Below are 16,516 nucleotides of genomic sequence, written 5' to 3' on the forward strand. Positions count from 1 at the left end.
CGGCGCCCTCATCCCCGCTTCACTGGGCTGGGCTGATCCCTTGGGTGACGCGGCCTCGCGCGCGCCAGGTCCGCGCGCAGCTCTGCCGGCCCGCGCTCTGCGGCTTGCGTCACCCCCTGCCCGGCGCCGGGGGTCAGGATGTGCCGCAACAGCGCCACAGGATGCGCGCGCAGGGACAGGCGCATGGCGACGTAATCCTCGACCACCTGTTCGCCTTCCGTCATCTGCGGCAGGCAAGCCGCCACCTCTGTAATGGCCTCGCCATCCAGATCGCGTGAGAACAGCGGCAGCTCTCCGCCCGCCTTCAGCGCCTTGGCCTGCCACAACGCCTCGCGCCGGGAAAGACCAAGGGCGGCAAAGGCATCCGCCTCGGCCAGCCGTTCCAGCACCGCAGGCGCCAACCCGGCCCGGCGCCAGACATCCGCCACCTGCATGTAACCGTTGCCCCGCGCAGTGGTCAGCCAGGTGGCATCCTCCTCCGCCAGCCCCTTGATCTGGCGGAATCCCAGCCGCAGCGCCAGCCCCCCCTTGCCGTCCGGCTCCATCACATTGTCCCAGTAGCTGGCGTTGACGCAGACAGGCCGCACGATGACCCCGTGTTCGCGCGCATCGCGCACGATCTGGGAGGGGGCGTAAAACCCCATCGGCTGGGAATTCAGTAGCGCGCAGGCAAAGATCCCCGGATGATGGCATTTCAGCCAGGCGGAGGCATAGACCAGCAGAGCAAAGCTGGCCGCATGGCTTTCGGGAAAACCGTAAGAGCCGAACCCCTCGATCTGGGAAAAACAGCGCTCGGCAAAATCGCGGTCATAGCCCTTTTGCGCCATGCCGCGCAGAAAGAGACTGCGGAACTCGCTGACATTGCCGTGTTTCTTGAAGGTGGCCAGCGAACGGCGCAGCCGGTCCGCCTGTTCAGGGGTGAACCCCGCGCCGGTGATGGCGATCTGCATCGCCTGTTCCTGGAAAAGCGGCACACCCAGCGTCTTGCCCAGCACTTCGCCCAACTCGTCCGAGGGGAATTGCACCTTTTCCTCGCCGTTGCGGCGGCGGATGTAGGGATGCACCATGTCGCCCTGGATCGGGCCGGGGCGGATGATGGCGACCTCGATCACCAGATCGTAGAAGCAGCGTGGGCGCATGCGCGGCAGGAAATTCATCTGCGCGCGGGATTCGACCTGGAAGACCCCCACGCTGTCCGCCTTGCAGAGCATGTCGTAGACGGCGCTGTCCTCGGGCGGCAGGGTGGCCAGCGTGTGCCGTGCCCCGTGGTGCCGCGCCACAAGGTCGAAGGCCTTGCGGATGCAGGTCAGCATGCCAAGCGACAGCACATCGACCTTGAGGATGCCCAGCGCGTCGATGTCATCCTTGTCCCAGCAGATGACGGTCCGCCCCTCCATCGCGGCGTTTTCCACCGGCACCAGTTCATCCAGCCGCCCCTGGGTGATGACAAAGCCGCCGACATGCTGGCTCAGATGACGGGGAAAGCCGATGATCTCGTAGATCAGCTCCATCGTCAGCATCAGGCGGCGGTCGTCCGGGTCCAGCCCGATCTCGGCCATGCGCTGCCGTTCCAACCCCTGCGCGGAAAAGAACCCCCAAAGCTGCGAGGACAGCGCCCCGATGGTGTCCTGGCTCAGCCCCATCGCGGCGCCGACCTCGCGGATGGCGCGCTTGCCCCGGTAATGGATGACCGTGGCACAAAGCCCCGCGCGATGGCGGCCGTAGGTCTCGTAGATGTGCTGGATCACCTCTTCGCGGCGCTCATGCTCGAAATCCACGTCGATATCGGGCGGCTCGTCCCGCGCCTCGCTGACGAACCGTTCGAACACCATCGTCCCCACCTCGGGACTGACCGAGGTCACGCCAAGGCAATAGCAGGTGATGGAATTGGCCGCCGACCCGCGCCCCTGACAAAGGATCCCGCGAGAACGCGCAAAGGCGACGATGTCGCGGACGGTCAGGAAATAGGGCTCGTAATTCAGCCGCGAGATCAGATCCAGCTCATGCGCCAGCATGGCCCGCACCTTCTCCGGCGCGCCTTGCGGATAGCGCCAGGCCAGCCCCTCATGCGCCAGCCGCGACAGCCGCGCCTGCGCGGTCTCGCCCTGCGCGATCTCCGACGGGTACTCGTACCGCAACGAGGCGATATCGAAGGTACAGCTTTCGGCCAGCGCGGCGGCCCGGTCCACCGCCTGCGCGTGCACGCCCAGCAGGCGGCGCATTTCGCCTTCCGAGCGCAACCGCTGCTCGCCATTGGCCAGCGCCGCCCGGCCCAGCTGATCCACGCGGACCCCGCCGCGGATGGCCGTCAACACATCGGCCAGACGCCGCCGCCGCCCGTGGTGCATGACAGGCGCCGCCGTCGCCACGGTCGGCAGGCCAAGCTCCTCCGCCAGCCGCGCCTGCCGGTCAAAGCGCCGCACATCCTCACCATCATAGCGCGGCGCCAGCGCCAGATGCATCCGCGCGCCATGCACGCGCACCAGCGCCGCCGCGTGGCGGCGCCAGCCCGCCGCCACCCTGTCGGGCGCCAAAAGGATGAACTGCAACCCCTCCACGTCATCGGCCAGGTCCGACAGGTACAGGTGACAGGTGCCCTTTTCCGCCCGCAGCCGTCCCGCGCTCAACATCCGGCACAAATGCCCCCAGCCCGCGCGCGATTCCGCCAGCGCCACCATCTCCACCCCTTCGGTAAAGACCAGCCGCACCGCCGGGATCAGCCGCGGCACGTTACGCACCGGCGCGCGCGGGGGCACCGGCAAGCCGGGTGGCGCGGGCGGGCCGATCGTCCCCCCCTCCGCCTCCAGCCGCTCCAGCTCCTCCACCTGTCGGGCGATCTCCCGCCCCGCGCTATGCGCCCGCACGATCCCCGCGACCGAGTTCACATCCGCCACCGCAATGGCAGCGACCCCCATGAGCGCCGCACGCTCCATGTACTCCTCCGGGTGCGAGGCCCCGGTGAGAAAGGTGAAATTCGAGGTGATGCAAAGCTCGGCGAACATGAGGGGCAATATATTCCCTCTTTGTTCTCATTTCGAGTCCGCAGTCACCGCCCGGCCCCCATGCTTCTTCTTTGCAGAAATACTCCCGCCGGAGGCCCCCCGAGGAGGACGCCGGAGGCGGATCGACGAGACACAAAGCGCGGGCCCCGAAGGGCCCGCTCAATTGGATCAGACGCCGGATTTCACGATGGCCTCGGCCAGGATCGGCACGGTCTTGGCGTTCAGCCCGGCGATGTTCATACGCGAATCACCCACCATGTAGACGCCGTGATCGCGGCGCAGGGTCTCGACCTGCTCCGGTGAGGCACCAAGGCGCGAGAACATGCCCCGGTGCTGGGCCAGGAACCCGAACCGGTCCGAGCCCGACAGGCGCTGCAATTCGCCAGCCAGCTGTTCGCGCAAGGAAAGCATGCCGGTGCGCATCTCTTCCAGTTCCGCTTGCCACTCGGCCCGCAGCGCATCGTCGCTCAGCACATAGGTGACCAGCCGCGCGCCGTGATCCGGCGGGAACGAGAAATTCTGCCGGTTGAGATAGTTCAGCGTGCCCTGGTTCAGCTTTTTCGCGCCACCGTCCTGCGCCACGGCCATCAACAGGCCGGTGCGCTCGCGGTAGATGCCGAAGTTCTTGGAACAGGACGCCGCGATCAGGCATTCCGGCACCGACGACGCCACCATGCGCACCGCCGCCGCATCCGCGTCCAGCCCGTCGCCGAACCCCTGGTAGGCCAGGTCCACCATCGGCGTGGCGCCGGTCTGGTTCAGCAGCTCGATCAGCGCCTGCCACTCGGTCGCGTTCAGGTTGGCACCGGTCGGGTTGTGACAGCAGCCGTGCACCAGCACGATGTCGCCTTTCCCGGCCTGCGCCAGGTCGGCCATCATCCCGTCAAAGTTCACGCCGCCGCTCTCGTTGTCGAAATAGCGGTAAGACACCGTCTCGATTCCCATGTGCTTGAGGATCGACAGGTGGTTGGGCCAGGTCGGGTCGCTGACGAAGACGCGGACATTCGGGTTGGCCATGCGCGCCATGTCAAAGGCCTGACGCACTGCACCGGTACCGCCCGGCGTCGCCGCCGCGGCCACATTTTCCCGCGCGACCGCATCGCCCAGAACCAGCGCCACCATGACGTCGGCAAAACCCGGATCGCCGGCCAGCCCGGTATAGGCCTTGGTCTGCTCGTCTTCCCAAAGCTGCTTTTCCGCCGCCTTGATCGCCCGCATGATCGGCGTGTTGCCATCCGCGTCCTTGTAGACGCCGACGCCGAGGTCGATCTTGTCCTCGCGCGGGTCCTCGCGGAAGGCCTGCATCAGCATCAGGATCTTGTCGGCGGGTTGTTCCTTGATCGTCTCGAACATCTCTGTCTCCGATTATTCCGCGGGTCCCGTGGCGACGGGCAGCGTCGGGAAGGCGCCCCATTCCGTCCAGGATCCATCGTATAGCGAATGGTCACTCTTGCCGATGCGTTCCATCGCAAGGCTCAGGATCGCGGCGGTCACACCAGACCCGCAGGTGGTGATCGCGGGCTTGGCCAGGTCCACACCCGCCGCCTCGAAGACCGCACGCAGGGCGTCGTTGTCCTTCAACGTGCCGTCATCGGTCAGCAGGCTGCGGTAATGGACATTCTTGGACCCCGGGATATGCCCCGCCCGCAGGCCCTCACGCGGTTCGGGCTCATCCCCCGCGAAGCGCGACGGAGACCGGGCGTCGATCACCTCGGTGTTCTTGAGTTTGGACGCGGCAGAGACCTGGGTCACGTCACGCACAAGGTGGTTCTGGCGGCGCACGGTCATGTGCCGGTCGCGCACGATCGGATCCATGTCCTCGATCTCGCGGCCCTCGGCCTGCCACTTGGCAAAGCCGCCGTCCAGCACGGCGATGTCATCCTTGCCCATCAGCTTGAACAGCCACCAGACGCGGGCGGCGGAAAAGATCCCGGCGCCGTCGTAGACCACAACCTGGTGGCCGTCCCCCACGCCCATCGCGCGCATCCGCGACATGAACTTTTCCGGCGGCGGCGCCATATGCGGCAGGTCCGACCGCGCATCCGAAATCTCGTCGATATCGAAGAAACGCGCGCCGGGAATATGTCCGGCGTCGTATTCGGCACGGCCATCACGGCCCATGTCGGGCAGGTACCAGCTGGCATCCAGGATCCGCAGGTCGGGATCGTTCAGGTGTTTGGCCAGCCACTCGGTCGAAACGAGCGTTTTGGGATCGTCGGCGAACATGGGTCCCCCACAGCGGTCATTACCGTGTGCTTAGGCAAGAGGGGCACGGCTTGCAAGCGCGTCGCGCCGTGATCTGTCCTCCGGGGCCGTAAATACTGTCCGAACGATCAGCCACGTTCCTTCAGCAGGCGCTGCTTCTGGCGGCTCCAGTCGCGCTTGGCCTCGGTCGCGCGCTTGTCGACGGTCTTCTTGCCCTTCGCGATACCGATCTTCAGCTTAACGATGCCCTTGTGGTTGAAGTACATCACAAGCGGCACCAGCGTCATGCCCTTGCGCTGGGTCTCGTTCCACAGCCGGGCCAGTTCACGCCGCGACACCAGCAGCTTGCGCCGCCGCCGCTCCTCATGGCCGAACATCGCGCGCTCGTAAGGGGCGATGTAGCTGTTGACCAGCCAGAGTTCGCCATCCTCCACCGCCGCATAGCTTTCGGCAACATTCCCGGAATTCTCGCGCAGGGATTTGACCTCGGAGCCGCTCAGCACGATGCCGCATTCCAGATCGTCCTCGATCGCGTAATCGAAGCGCGCGCGCCGGTTCTCGGCGATCACCTTGTAGTTCGGGTTGCTGTCGGGTTTCTTGGCCATGATGCGCCTAGATAGTCACTGGCGCGGGGCCTGTCCACCACCCCCGGTGCGCCCCGGGCTTGACAATCGGCGCCGCCCGCAGTGCCTAAACGACAGACGCAGAGCAAGAGGCAGAGATGAACCGCTATCCCCGCGACATGATTGGCCACGGCCCCAACCGGCCCGATCCGCAATGGCCCGGCGGCGCGCGGATCGCGGTGCAATTCGTCCTCAACTACGAGGAAGGCGGCGAGAATTGCCTGCTGCACGGCGATACCGGCTCCGAAGGCTTCCTGTCGGACATTCCCGGCGCGGCCCCCTGGCCGGGGATGCGCCACTGGAACATGGAATCGATCTATGAATATGGCGCCCGCGCTGGCTTCTGGCGCCTTCACGAGGTGTTCACCGGCGCGGATATTCCGCTCACGATCTATGGCGTCGCCACGGCGCTGGCCCGCTCTCCCGAACAGGTCGAGGCCATGAAAGAGGCAGGATGGGAAATCGCCAGTCACGGGTTGAAATGGATCGAGCACCGCGACATGCCCGAGGACGAAGAACGCGCCCAGATCGCCGAGGCCATCGCCCTGCACACCGAGGTGGTGGGGGACCCGCCGCGCGGCTGGTACACCGGGCGCTGCTCCATGAACACGGTCGCGCTGACCGCCGAAACCGGGCAATTCGCTTATATCTCGGACACCTACGACGACGACCTGCCCTATTGGCGAGATTTCGACGGGCACCCGCAACTGGTCATCCCCTACACGCTGGAGGCCAACGACATGCGCTTTGCGGGTGCACCGGGCTGGGTGACGGGGCAGGATTTCGGCCAGTATCTTTGTGATGCCTTCGATACGCTATATGCCGAAGGACAGGGCGGAAAACCCGCCATGATGAGCGTCGGACTGCACTGCCGCCTGATCGGACGTCCGGGCAAGATCGCCGGGCTGAAGCGCTTTCTCGACCATATCGCCACGCATGAAGGCGTCTGGACCCCGACCCGACTGCAAATCGCCGAACACTGGGCTGCGACCCATCCGCCGATCACGTTCGAGCGCCCCTCGCAGCTGGACCGCGAGACATTCGTGACGCGTTTCGGCGGCATCTACGAGCATAGTGCCTGGGTGGCGGACCGTGCCTGGGATCTGGAACTGGGCCCCGCACATGACCGCCCCGCCGGGCTGGCAAATGCGCTGGCCCGCGCCTTTCGCCGCGCCACCGAACAGGAACGGCTGGACGTGTTGCGCGCGCACCCGGACCTCGCCGGAAAACTGGCCGCCGCGCGCCGCCTGACCGCCGAGAGCACCACCGAACAGGCCAGCGCCGGCCTTGACGCCCTGACGGACGAAGAACGCAGGCGTTTCACCGAACTCAACGACGCCTACACCGAAAAACACGGGTTTCCCTTCATCATTGCCGTGCGCGACCATGACAAGCCGGGCATCCTCGACGCCTTCGCCCACCGCCTTCAGAACGACAACGAGACGGAATTCGCCGAAGCGTGCCGCCAGGTCGAACGGATTGCGCGCCTGCGCCTCGACGCCCTGCTCTGACGCCCCAGCTTCTTCTTGGTGAAAATACCCCCCCGGGGGGGCCGCAGGGCGGGGGCGCCGCCCCCTCTACCGAAAGGCAAGGACATGCAGCAGATCATCGCCCGGCCGCTGACACACAGCGCCTTTGCCCCCTTTGGTGAGGTGCTGGAGGTCAAGGGGCCACCCGACAAGCTGATCAACGCGGGCAAATGTGGACGCCACCATGACCTTGCGCGGCTGGATTTCGGCCCCGATGGACGGGCAGGCATCAGCCTCTTCGATGCCGAGCCGCGCGCCCTGCCCTACGTCCTGGACCTTGTCGAACGCCACCCCGAAGGCAGCCAGGCCTTCCTGCCCATGCACCGCAACCCCTGGCTGGTCATCGTGGCCGAACCGGGCGACCGGCCGGGGACGATCCACGCCTTCCTCGCCGGCCCCGGACAGGGTGTGAATTTCCATCGCGGCACCTGGCACGGCGTGCTGACGCCCCTGTCCGCGCCCGGGCTCTTTGCCGTGGTCGACCGGATCGGGGACACTGCCAACCTGCAAGAGGTGAGACTGAACCCGCCGGTCGAAGTCACCCTGCCCTGAAGGCAGAACGCAAAAAGGGGCCTCCGAAGAGACCCCTCGCTGCCCCGTGTCGGGGACTGCTCGATCCTGGGTGCCCGTATCCTTACCAGCAGCGCTGGCCATAGCGGTTCCAGCCGTTGCGGCATCCGTTGTAATGACCGCCTTTGCGCTTCCAGTTGCCGCCGTGATGGTGCCGCTTCTTCCACTTGCCGCCATTGTGCTGACGATACTTCCAGTGCCCGTTGTGGTGCCGCTGGTTCACGACCCGGCCGCGATGCTGGTTTTCGATCGCCTGGCCAAGAATGTAGAGGCCAACCGCCGCGCCCAGGAATCGCTTGAGGTCCTTGTTGTTGCGGGCCTGCGCAGGCGAGGCCGCAGCCAAGGACAGGACCAATGCGCCGGCAGCGACAATGGATGTGATGAGACGTGCAGACATGAGGTGTTCTCCTCTCACGAGTGGGGGGCGGAGCCGCGTCAAGTCAGCGACTCCCGACCTCAGCCTCTTGCCTGCCCTCCCGGCGGCTCAATATCAGTCCGTGGATATTGGATAACCTCCCTCCCAGACCCTTCGCGTTATTGAATTTCTTGGCCGGACAGCGCAGTTTGGGATCATGTCCCGAACCCGGCGTATCCTCATGTCCACGACTCTTGCCAGACTGCTTTCCGCTGCCCTTGTCGTCGTTGCGCTGGCCTTGCCCAGCTCGGCGGCGGCGGATTGCTACATCCATTACAAGGCCAAGCGCGACACACCCAAGTATGGCCTGCACTATGGTATCGTGCAATCCTCGGGGTCTTGCCCGTCGTCGCCCGAACGCGCTGTCCGGTCCCGTATTTCATCGGGCGGCTGGGCGCTTTTGGGCATTGTAAAGGTCACCACGTCGCCCCCCACCGCAACGGAACTCGAATTTGCAAAGCAACACTATTACCGCTAGCGAAAGCCGCCGCTCGGGCAGCCGCATCGTCATGTTGGGCATTTTCGCCATCGTGACGATCCTGGGTCTGGCCGGGGCGGTCCTGCTGCTGACCCTGCCGGACGGCAACGCCTTCAACGCGCGGGTCGAACGTATCTTTCTGGAAAACGACAACCTCGCCAGCCAGGCCGAGGTCAAGCTGCTGGAGATCCTGGCCCAGTCCGGCACCGCCTTTTCCGACACGCTGGCCAGCTACCGCATGGTGATTTTCGTGCTGCTGGTCTTTGCCGCCGCGCTCCTGGTCGCGGCGCTGGTCTTCCTGGTCATGCTGGTCTCGCTCAACCGGCGCATGGCCCAGATCGAACGGTCGGGCATCGAGGTCTCCAGCCTCATCATCTCGCGCGAGGAAAACACCGTCTATCTGAACACGATGGGGTTCAAGCTGACCGACGCGATGATGGAAACCCTGGCCGTGCTGGCCGAGGCCCGGCTGGACGACGAGATGCTGACCGGCAGCCAGATCGAGGCGGTGATCTCGGGCAAGTCAGAGGCGGATTGCGACGAGGCCTCTGGCGCAACGCGGATCAAGCGGTTGCGCGACGGGCTGGGCAACCAGATGGTCAGCGAGTTGCTGGTCAAGAATATCGCCCGGCGCGGCTACATGCTGGCCATCGACAAAGGCGTGATCGAGGTGGTCTGACCGGCTGAACCGGCCCCGAATGCCGCCTCAGAACAGCGCCGATTCCGCGGCGCTCGCCTCCTCCACCTCGCCAAGCCGGGTCTGCACCTGCAATCCCGCACGCAGTTCACCCCGCAGCGCCAGCAGGGTGCGCTTGTGGTCCGCCTTGTGTTCCAGCACGGCACGGTTGCGCGCCGCCGACTGGCGCAAGAAGGCCTTCCAGGGCTTTTCCGGCAGCGCGAAAGAGCGGTTCAACCGGCCATCGCCATAGCCGTTGTCATAAACCTGTTTGCCCAACAGCACGGCGGTAAAGACGTTGTAGGTGAACAGATGCGCCGATGGCACGTCCAGCGGCGTGGGCAGTTGGTGTTTCCACAGGTCCAGCAGGTGTTCCAGCCGGTCGGAAATCTTCAACTGGGAGCGCGAATCCATCCAGTAGGGATCGTCGGTGCGGTTGTTCAGCCGGTAGTGCAGGCAGATGAAATCCCGCACCTCGTTGAACATGCCGTCCGACACCTTGTTGTAGGCGTCGCGGGTGGCCTCCTCGTAGTCCTGGCTGGGGAAATACTGCAACAGCCAGCGCAGCCCCATGTCGATCATGTGGATCGCGGTGGATTCCAGCGGCTCGATGAAACCGCCCGAAAGGCCCAGCGCGATGCAGTTCTTGACCCAGGCCCGGCGTGACCGGCCCACCCGCATCGGGATCACGCGCGGCTCTGCCCCGGGCGGCGCCATGTCACCCAGATGGGACAGGAACTCCTCTGCCGCCTGGTCGTCTGTCCGATGGGCCGAGGAAAAGACATAGCCCGTACCGATCCGGTTAAAGAGCGGCACCGCCCAGCTCCATCCGGCGCCCAGCGCGGTGGACTGCGTGGCGGCGCGAATCCTGTCCGGGTCCGGATGGGGCACCTGCAGGGCCATCGCACGGTCGTTGCCCAGGTAATCCGCATAGCTGACAAAGGGTTCGTCCAGCGCCTTCTGGATCACCAGCCCGCGAAAGCCGGTGCAATCCAGAACCAGTTGCACCGGATGCCTGCCCGTTTCCCGCAATTGCAAAGCGGCGACAAACCCGCGCTCGTCCAGCTCCACGTCATCGACATCGTCCAGGATGTGCGCGATGCCCTGCGCGCGGCCCCGTTCCGCCAGCAGCCCAGCGAATTTCACTGCATCCAGGTGATAGGCATAACCCGCGCGGGGCATCGGATCCTCCCCCTGTTTGTTCAGGGAAAACGGGCCTTTCCATGTCTCGAAAAGATCCATGAGGGGCGAAAAGGACCGGATGTAATCCCGGTTGCCCGCGCCATAGGCCTGAAAGTAATGGCCCGCCTCGACGCCCTCGATCCGGGGCGGGCTGGCAAAGGGATTCATGTAGCGGATAAAGCGCCCCTTCCGGTCGACGTTCCAATCGTTGAACATGACCCCCATCTTGAACGAGGCGTTACAGCGGCGCATGAACTCCCGGTCGTCGATGCCCATCTCGCGGAGCGTGGCGGGCATGTGCGGCACCGTCGCCTCGCCCACGCCCACGGTGGGCACGTTGGGCGATTCAATCAGCGTGATCTTGATCTTCGCCGCGCATTTGGCGCGCAGGAAACAGGCGGCCAGCCAACCTGCCGTGCCGCCCCCCACGATGGTGATGGATGTGATCGGATCCCCCATGCCGCTGCCCTCCCCGCAACTTACGTGGGGTCAGCCTAGCGGCAGGCGGGCAAATGGCAAAGGGTCAGGTGAAATCCGGTCCATGCACCCAGGTGGTCAGGGAATAGCGCTGGCCCAAGGTTACGGGCGTCACCCGGTGCAACGTGAAGCTGGGGAAAAGGATGGCGCTGCCGCGTGTCGCATCCGCCGTTTTCACCTGGCCATTGCCGTTCATCTCCAGCCGCCCGCCCTTGTAGGCGCTGCTGTCGCTCAGCTGTGAGACAAGCGTCAGCTTGCGTTTTTGCGCGAAGGTGCCGGCACCGATGTCCGAATGCCAGTCAAAGTGCCCGCCCGCGTCAGAGGCGTAAAGCGCCACCTGCGCCCGCTCGGCGAATTCGGTCAGGGCAAAGCCGAAATGCGCGCGGTTCACATCGCGCACAACCTCCATCACCCGGCGAAAGACCCAGGCGCCCTCACCGTCTTCGTCCAGCCAGGTGATGCGGGCGACGCGGATAGTCTCGTTCTGGCGTCCGCGCACCAGCCCGGCATCGCTGAACTCCCGCGCCTGGGTCAGGCGGATGATCTGGTCGCACTCGATGTCGGAAAACATCCGGTCGAGCGAATAGGGTGACAGCATGCAGATGCCCCGATGGAAAGGATCTGCGTCGCATGCCACCGGCCAGCGACGGATGCCGATCCGTTTGCGACACGAAAGGCTGAAACCGTCACATTTCTTTGACGGGCAGCCCGGGTCCGGAATTCCGGACCGGTATATTCGAATAATTGACTTGACCCATGAATGATGCCCGCTTATTTACCCCAACATGAACACGCAAATGACATATCGCAGTTGTTGCTGACCTCCCTCCGGTAGGTAAACCCGCAAGGTGCGGGGCACGACTGCTAATCGTTGCGTTCTTTCCCAAGAATTTGGTTCGAGACCAATGCCTACCGCCATTGGATGCAGTGGCTGAAATGGTTATGGCGCCGGATTGCAAATCCGGAGCATGCGGGTTCGAGTCCCGCCTGCATCTCCACATTTGCTTTCAATAAAACAAACACTTGCCCTCCTTCTGACAGAGAGACCCCTGACCCACGTCAATGAACAGGTGGGGAACCCTTGGGCTTTCGACCTCAATCAACCGACCATTGGCCCCCTTTCGAGTTTCCAAGACGGATATTCAATTTAGAGACCTCCGATTTTCAGATTTCGAAAACCAATTTTCAGAACCCCCGAAAAGAAACGGTGGCGAATCTCCCCGCCGCCGCCCTCTCAATTCACGCCAAAATCCCAATCAATTACCGCCGACCCCCGATCACGGCTTTCAGCATCTCGCGCTCTTCACCGGTCAGGTCTGTCAACGGGGACCGCACCGGGCCGGTGTCGAACCCGCGCAGCGCGACTCCCGCCTTGATGGCAGACACCGCGTAACCGGTCTTGCGGTCGCGGACCCTGGCGAAGGGATAGTAAAAGTCGCGCAGCATCTGTTCACACTTGGCATCGTCGCCCGTCCTGAAGGCCGTGTGGAATTCCAGCGCGGTTTCGGGGACAAAGTTGAAGACGGCCGAGGAATAGGTATCCACCCCGGCGCCACGGAACGCCTGGGCAAACAGCTCATGCGTGGGCATCCCGCCGACATAGGCCAGCCTGTCACCCAATCCGATGGTGATCCGGCGCACCGTGTCGATGTCGCCGGTGCCATCCTTGAAGCCGATCAGGTTGGGGCATTCTTCGGCCAGCCGTGCAAGCGTATCCGCAGAGACAACCGACTGACCGCGATTGTAGACGATGACCCCCATGTTGGTCGATTTGCACACGGTGCGGATATGCGCCTCGATCCCGTCCTGCGGCGCACCGATCAGGTAATGCGGCAACAAGAGGATACCGTCACCACCCGCCGCCTCGATGCCCTGCGCCATTTCGCAGGCCATGCGGGTGCCATAGCCGCAGCCGGCGATCACCGGCTGGCCGGGCTGGGCGGCGCGGGCGGTCTTGACCACCTCGACCACCTCGGCGGGTGTCAATGAGAACAGCTCACCCGTGCCGCCGGCGACGATCAGCCCGGCGATCTTGTGCGGGCTGAGCCATTCGAGATGGGCGGAAAAGGCACTGGGGTTGAACCGGTCCTCGGCGTCAAAAGGCGTCACCGGAAAGGACAGCAGCCCGGAACGGATGATGTCGCGCAGGGCAATAGGGTCGATCATTTTCGGTCTTCCTCGTGCAATCAGTCTTCGTGGATGCCATCGGCGCAGAAGGCGCCACCGTGGTACAGCGCGTTGGCGTCGTCGGCGGGCGGCGGGTCCATCTCGGCGTCGATCTTGGCGCGGAACTGTTCGGCATTGTCCCTGGGTTGCCAGCCCAGGTAGGCGACCTCACGATTGTCCCACCAGGAGGCGCCATTGGCCGAGGCGCCGTAGACGATCGGGCAGCCCAGGCGCGGCACCATGAAGATGCGTTCGATCAGCTGGGTGAAATCGTCAAAGCTCATCCAGGTGGACAGCATCCGATGGTTCTTGGGTTCCGGAAAGCAGGATCCGATGCGCACGCTGGCGGTCTCGATGCCGTATTTGTCATGGTACATGCTGGCCATCGCCTCGCCGAACACCTTGGACACACCATACAGGCCGTCGGGCCGGGGCGTGCTGTTGGCGTCCAGCCGTTCGGTCTGCTTGTAAAAGCCTATGGCGTGGTTCGAGCTGGCAAAGATGATGCGCGGCTTGACCGAGGCTTTCCGCGCGCCTTCGTACAGATGAAAGACCCCGTCGATATTGGCATTGCGCACGGTTTCCCAGTTCGCCTCGACCGACTGGCCACCCATGTGGACGATCCCGTCGCAGCCCTCGACAAGCGCCTCGACCGCGGCCTTGTCGCCCAGGTCGCAGGGCACCAGCTCTTCGTGCGGGGCCGCCTGCCCCATGTTGGCGCCGGGCCTGTCGGACAGGCGGATGGTTTCGGCGATGGGCTTCAGCCGTTCGCGGCAGACGGCGCCCAGGTTGCCCGTGGCGCCGGTGATCAACAGTTTCTTCAGCATGATGTCCTCTTGGTCAAAGCGCGGTCCAGAAAGCTCAGGACCGCCTGGTGAATGGCCGGGGTTCCGTGTGGCCGGTCGCCTGGTCGATCCAGGTCACCAGCCGGTCGGTCCGCCCGGTGGCGTCATAGGCATGGCGCGGGTCAAATGTGACCTGCGCCCCGACACGCTCAGGTACAGCCCGTGACGGTCAGGCACGCCGGTTTCAATCAACCCCTCGATGCTGGCCAGCATGCACAATTGCGCCGCCGCCGCCACCCGTGGTTCCAGCGCGGCCCCAATCGATATGCCCGGCGTGCCAATGCGGGTTCCGTCGATCCGGTCATGATCCGCCAGCAGGTCATGCAGCGAGGCGCGCATGGGCGTCGAATGCGAACCGGTAGCCAAGGCACAGGTCTGTCGGGCCGCCGCCCACTCCGTGGCCGCGCGGATCACCTTGCCTCAGGGCTCTGCATGGATGGCGGCGCGGTAGGGCGACAGTTTGAACGCGGTGAGTCCATGCGACACCTGCATGGCGGCGCAGTGGATGTGGATCTCGGTGGCGCCGGACGGTTGCCTTCGCGGGACATGAAACTGCGCAGCCCGGTGATTTTCATTGGCTCAGCCCTGAAATCGAGGTTGTGGCAGGCCGGTAATGCCCAGGCCCGTGATCGCGAAAAGGCCGCCGGCCTGAGGCTGCGCAGGGTCGTCTGCCAGCCCGGCGCCGATGGAGGTGACGTAAAGCGTGGCCAGATCCGCACCGCCGAACATCGGCTTGGTGGGTTTTTCCACCGGCATGTCGATGGTCGCCAGCACCTCGCCCTCTGGCGAAAGGCGATAAAGCTGCCAGCCGGAAACGCCGGCCTGCCAGTAACAGCCCTCGGCATCCACCGTGCCCCCGTCAGGACGGCCGGGAACGACGCGGGTGTCGAAAAACACCCCCGCTGCGCCCGGCGTCCCGGTGTCGCCGTCATAGTCGCAGGCCCAGATGGTGCGCACGCCCGGATGACTGTCCGAGAAGTACATCCGGCGCCCATCGGGCGAAAAGGCCAGCCCGTTGGTGGTATAGATCCCGTCGTGCCAGGCCGTCACCGTCCCATCCGGATCAAGCCGGTAAAAGGCGCCCAGCGCCTCGGGATCGCCACCGTCCTTCATGGTTCCGGCCCAGAACCGCCCTTGCGCATCGGTCGCACCGTCGTTGAAACGGTTGTGCGGCAAGTGGGATTCGGGATCGTGGATTGGCTCGCGGGCGCCGGTCTCCGGATCGAAGAACCAGAAGCCGGTTTTTGTGGCCAGCACCAGCCCGCCCTGCTCCCGCACCGCCAGGCAACCGACCGGCTCACCGTAAGGGATGGCACGGTTCTCCCCCGTGGCCGGGTCATAGCGGTAAATGACGCCGCCCGGGATATCGACCCACCAGAGGCATTGCGCCCGGTCGTCCCAGACCGCGCCTTCGCCAACCCCGGCCCCTACCGGCGCAACGCATGTGATCTCGATCCCCATCTGCCCCCCTTGAAGACCCGGTTTTCCGGGCCGTCGGTATGCGCCGCGTCGCCGTCTCGGTTTCGATGAAGCGACGGAACCGGAAATTGGCGGCAATGTCACCAATACTGCCCAGCGGTTCAAATCCCGCGCCCTTCTTGGACACAATCAACCCTTCTTTGCGCAAGCGGGCAAGGGCCGTGCGCACAACTGGGCGGGACACGCCTTAGGCACCCGCCAGCTCGTTTTCGCCGGGCGGGCGCCAAGCGCCCGACGCTGGATACCAGGGTCGTCATGGAGCGTAATCCCTGCTTCTGGCAGGTCGAAACCGAGGGCAACCAGCTGCCATACCTCGATCGGCTGCAATGGCGTGTGTTGCAGGGCGCGCAGGCCATCCTGCTGGAGACCATTGCCGGCAACGTCGACATGCAGGCCCGCCGCATCGCGACCCTGGCCAACCAGCCGGCACTCTATCAGACGGCGGGAACAAGCTGTACCGGCGCACGGCGACCGATTCCAACGACATGGCCATCCACTTCGACCACACGCACGAGGACCCTGAGTTGCGAGGCTTCCTGACCAACAGGGACGTGCGGATCGCCCTTTCGCGGGGCATCAACCGGGCGGAGATCATCGGCATCCTCACCCGGCCCAGTGTCTACGGCGTCGTCAACGCCAAGCTGCGCAACGTGCCGGACGCCCTGCCGGGGTCATGGATGTATCCCGATCCGGGCCCGACCCTGCCGCAGACGTATTTCGACGCGGAGTGATCTGCCGCCGGGGTGCGCAAGCACTGGCCTGACTGGCATTCCGACCGTCCGAAATTCTGAACCCCGACGGGCGGGAACACGCCGCTCACATTTTTTTCATTCTGCAGGTTCCACCGAATCGCCTTTTAGGCGACTCTG

At 64.7% G+C, this 16,516-nt stretch carries 17 protein-coding genes and 1 tRNA gene; 7 read left to right on the forward strand and 11 right to left on the reverse strand.

The features are described 5' to 3' along the window. Nucleotides 1–8 precede the first annotated feature (8 nt). From KZZ07_RS10110 to smpB, 4 genes are all read right to left on the reverse strand, one after another. Complete coding sequence (locus KZZ07_RS10110) at nt 9–3,002, reverse strand: error-prone DNA polymerase (RefSeq protein ID WP_219514014.1); 2,994 nt, start codon at nt 3,000–3,002, stop codon at nt 9–11. A gap of 168 nt (nt 3,003–3,170) precedes the next feature. After that, nucleotides 3,171–4,355 (reverse strand): amino acid aminotransferase, encoded by a 1,185-nt coding sequence (locus KZZ07_RS10115; RefSeq protein ID WP_219513924.1) that lies wholly within the window; start codon nt 4,353–4,355, stop codon nt 3,171–3,173. Between the two features lie 12 nt (nt 4,356–4,367). After that, the gene (gene sseA, locus KZZ07_RS10120; protein WP_219513925.1) at nt 4,368–5,228 is read right to left on the reverse strand and encodes a 3-mercaptopyruvate sulfurtransferase; all 861 of its coding nucleotides are present in this window, start codon (nt 5,226–5,228) and stop codon (nt 4,368–4,370) included. A 107-nt stretch (nt 5,229–5,335) separates the two neighbouring features. Further along, the gene (gene smpB, locus KZZ07_RS10125; protein ID WP_219513928.1) at nt 5,336–5,812 is read right to left on the reverse strand and encodes an SsrA-binding protein SmpB; all 477 of its coding nucleotides are present in this window, start codon (nt 5,810–5,812) and stop codon (nt 5,336–5,338) included. Nucleotides 5,813–5,928: 116 nt separating this feature from the next. Here smpB and puuE point away from each other — a divergent pair, with 116 nt between their 5' ends. Both puuE and KZZ07_RS10135 read left to right on the forward strand, forming a co-directional pair. Continuing rightward, entirely contained in the window at nt 5,929–7,341 is a 1,413-nt protein-coding gene (gene puuE / locus KZZ07_RS10130; RefSeq protein ID WP_219513930.1) for an allantoinase PuuE, read from the forward strand. Between the two features lie 84 nt (nt 7,342–7,425). Next, complete coding sequence (locus KZZ07_RS10135; protein WP_219513932.1) at nt 7,426–7,911, forward strand: ureidoglycolate lyase; 486 nt, start codon at nt 7,426–7,428, stop codon at nt 7,909–7,911. A gap of 82 nt (nt 7,912–7,993) precedes the next feature. On the opposite strand, the gene KZZ07_RS10140 is transcribed toward KZZ07_RS10135, so the two are convergent. Beyond that, nucleotides 7,994–8,326 carry a hypothetical protein gene (locus tag KZZ07_RS10140; RefSeq protein ID WP_219513933.1) on the reverse strand — a complete coding sequence of 111 codons (333 nt, stop codon included), beginning with the start codon at nt 8,324–8,326 and terminating at the stop codon, nt 7,994–7,996. A 199-nt stretch (nt 8,327–8,525) separates the two neighbouring features. Here KZZ07_RS10140 and KZZ07_RS10145 point away from each other — a divergent pair, with 199 nt between their 5' ends. Together KZZ07_RS10145 and KZZ07_RS10150 are read left to right on the forward strand one after the other, a co-directional pair. Continuing rightward, entirely contained in the window at nt 8,526–8,822 is a 297-nt protein-coding gene (locus tag KZZ07_RS10145) for a hypothetical protein (protein ID WP_219513935.1), read from the forward strand. Between the two features lie 31 nt (nt 8,823–8,853). Further along, nucleotides 8,854–9,501 (forward strand): winged helix-turn-helix domain-containing protein, encoded by a 648-nt coding sequence (locus KZZ07_RS10150; protein ID WP_370631115.1) that lies wholly within the window; start codon nt 8,854–8,856, stop codon nt 9,499–9,501. Nucleotides 9,502–9,528: 27 nt separating this feature from the next. On the opposite strand, the gene KZZ07_RS10155 is transcribed toward KZZ07_RS10150, so the two are convergent. Both KZZ07_RS10155 and KZZ07_RS10160 read right to left on the reverse strand, forming a co-directional pair. Further along, a complete protein-coding gene (locus KZZ07_RS10155) occupies nt 9,529–11,139 on the reverse strand; it encodes a tryptophan halogenase family protein (RefSeq protein WP_219513937.1) in 1,611 nt (536 codons plus the stop codon). Between the two features lie 64 nt (nt 11,140–11,203). After that, nucleotides 11,204–11,755: a prolyl hydroxylase family protein gene (locus KZZ07_RS10160; protein WP_219513938.1), complete on the reverse strand. Its 552-nt coding sequence runs from the start codon at nt 11,753–11,755 to the stop codon at nt 11,204–11,206. A gap of 323 nt (nt 11,756–12,078) precedes the next feature. Between KZZ07_RS10160 and KZZ07_RS10165 the strand changes: the two genes are divergently transcribed. Further along, a tRNA-Cys gene (locus KZZ07_RS10165) sits at nt 12,079–12,155 on the forward strand. A 262-nt stretch (nt 12,156–12,417) separates the two neighbouring features. Here KZZ07_RS10165 and KZZ07_RS10170 read toward each other — a convergent pair. The 4 genes from KZZ07_RS10170 to KZZ07_RS10185 form a co-directional block, all read right to left on the reverse strand. Then, nucleotides 12,418–13,320 carry a 5-dehydro-4-deoxyglucarate dehydratase gene (locus tag KZZ07_RS10170; protein WP_219514015.1) on the reverse strand — a complete coding sequence of 301 codons (903 nt, stop codon included), beginning with the start codon at nt 13,318–13,320 and terminating at the stop codon, nt 12,418–12,420. A 23-nt stretch (nt 13,321–13,343) separates the two neighbouring features. Next, the gene (locus KZZ07_RS10175; RefSeq protein ID WP_219513939.1) at nt 13,344–14,150 is read right to left on the reverse strand and encodes an NAD-dependent epimerase/dehydratase family protein; all 807 of its coding nucleotides are present in this window, start codon (nt 14,148–14,150) and stop codon (nt 13,344–13,346) included. Between the two features lie 93 nt (nt 14,151–14,243). Further along, nucleotides 14,244–14,534 carry an alpha/beta hydrolase family protein gene (locus tag KZZ07_RS10180; RefSeq protein WP_219513940.1) on the reverse strand — a complete coding sequence of 97 codons (291 nt, stop codon included), beginning with the start codon at nt 14,532–14,534 and terminating at the stop codon, nt 14,244–14,246. A gap of 213 nt (nt 14,535–14,747) precedes the next feature. After that, entirely contained in the window at nt 14,748–15,629 is an 882-nt protein-coding gene (locus tag KZZ07_RS10185) for an SMP-30/gluconolactonase/LRE family protein (protein WP_219513941.1), read from the reverse strand. 273 nt (nt 15,630–15,902) lie between these two features. Between KZZ07_RS10185 and KZZ07_RS10190 the strand changes: the two genes are divergently transcribed. Both KZZ07_RS10190 and KZZ07_RS10195 read left to right on the forward strand, forming a co-directional pair. After that, nucleotides 15,903–16,187, forward strand: a complete 285-nt coding sequence (locus KZZ07_RS10190; protein WP_219513942.1) for a hypothetical protein — start codon at nt 15,903–15,905, stop codon at nt 16,185–16,187. Then, on the forward strand, nt 16,172–16,378 hold the full coding sequence (locus tag KZZ07_RS10195; RefSeq protein ID WP_219513944.1) for a hypothetical protein: 207 nt from the start codon (nt 16,172–16,174) through the stop codon (nt 16,376–16,378). The genes KZZ07_RS10190 and KZZ07_RS10195 overlap by 16 nt, the downstream gene beginning before the upstream one ends. Nucleotides 16,379–16,516: the final 138 nt, after the last annotated feature.

It is taken from the genome of Mameliella sp. CS4 (assembly GCF_019392335.1).
In the GTDB taxonomy this organism is placed as follows: Bacteria; Pseudomonadota; Alphaproteobacteria; order Rhodobacterales; family Rhodobacteraceae; genus Antarctobacter.

Excerpts from the sequence above, each read along its gene's own strand:
- KZZ07_RS10110 (WP_219514014.1), bottom strand. The coding sequence starts at position 3,002 with ATGTTCGCCGAGCTTTGCATCACCTCGAATTTCACCTTTCTCACCGGG.
- KZZ07_RS10115 (WP_219513924.1), bottom strand. The coding sequence starts at position 4,355 with ATGTTCGAGACGATCAAGGAACAACCCGCCGACAAGATCCTGATGCTG.
- sseA (WP_219513925.1), bottom strand. The coding sequence starts at position 5,228 with ATGTTCGCCGACGATCCCAAAACGCTCGTTTCGACCGAGTGGCTGGCC.
- smpB (WP_219513928.1), bottom strand. The coding sequence starts at position 5,812 with ATGGCCAAGAAACCCGACAGCAACCCGAACTACAAGGTGATCGCCGAG.
- puuE (WP_219513930.1), top strand. The coding sequence starts at position 5,929 with ATGAACCGCTATCCCCGCGACATGATTGGCCACGGCCCCAACCGGCCC.
- KZZ07_RS10135 (WP_219513932.1), top strand. The coding sequence starts at position 7,426 with ATGCAGCAGATCATCGCCCGGCCGCTGACACACAGCGCCTTTGCCCCC.
- KZZ07_RS10140 (WP_219513933.1), bottom strand. The coding sequence starts at position 8,326 with ATGTCTGCACGTCTCATCACATCCATTGTCGCTGCCGGCGCATTGGTC.
- KZZ07_RS10145 (WP_219513935.1), top strand. The coding sequence starts at position 8,526 with ATGTCCACGACTCTTGCCAGACTGCTTTCCGCTGCCCTTGTCGTCGTT.
- KZZ07_RS10150 (WP_370631115.1), top strand. The coding sequence starts at position 8,854 with ATGTTGGGCATTTTCGCCATCGTGACGATCCTGGGTCTGGCCGGGGCG.
- KZZ07_RS10155 (WP_219513937.1), bottom strand. The coding sequence starts at position 11,139 with ATGGGGGATCCGATCACATCCATCACCATCGTGGGGGGCGGCACGGCA.
- KZZ07_RS10160 (WP_219513938.1), bottom strand. The coding sequence starts at position 11,755 with ATGCTGTCACCCTATTCGCTCGACCGGATGTTTTCCGACATCGAGTGC.
- KZZ07_RS10175 (WP_219513939.1), bottom strand. The coding sequence starts at position 14,150 with ATGCTGAAGAAACTGTTGATCACCGGCGCCACGGGCAACCTGGGCGCC.
- KZZ07_RS10185 (WP_219513941.1), bottom strand. The coding sequence starts at position 15,629 with ATGGGGATCGAGATCACATGCGTTGCGCCGGTAGGGGCCGGGGTTGGC.
- KZZ07_RS10190 (WP_219513942.1), top strand. The coding sequence starts at position 15,903 with ATGGAGCGTAATCCCTGCTTCTGGCAGGTCGAAACCGAGGGCAACCAG.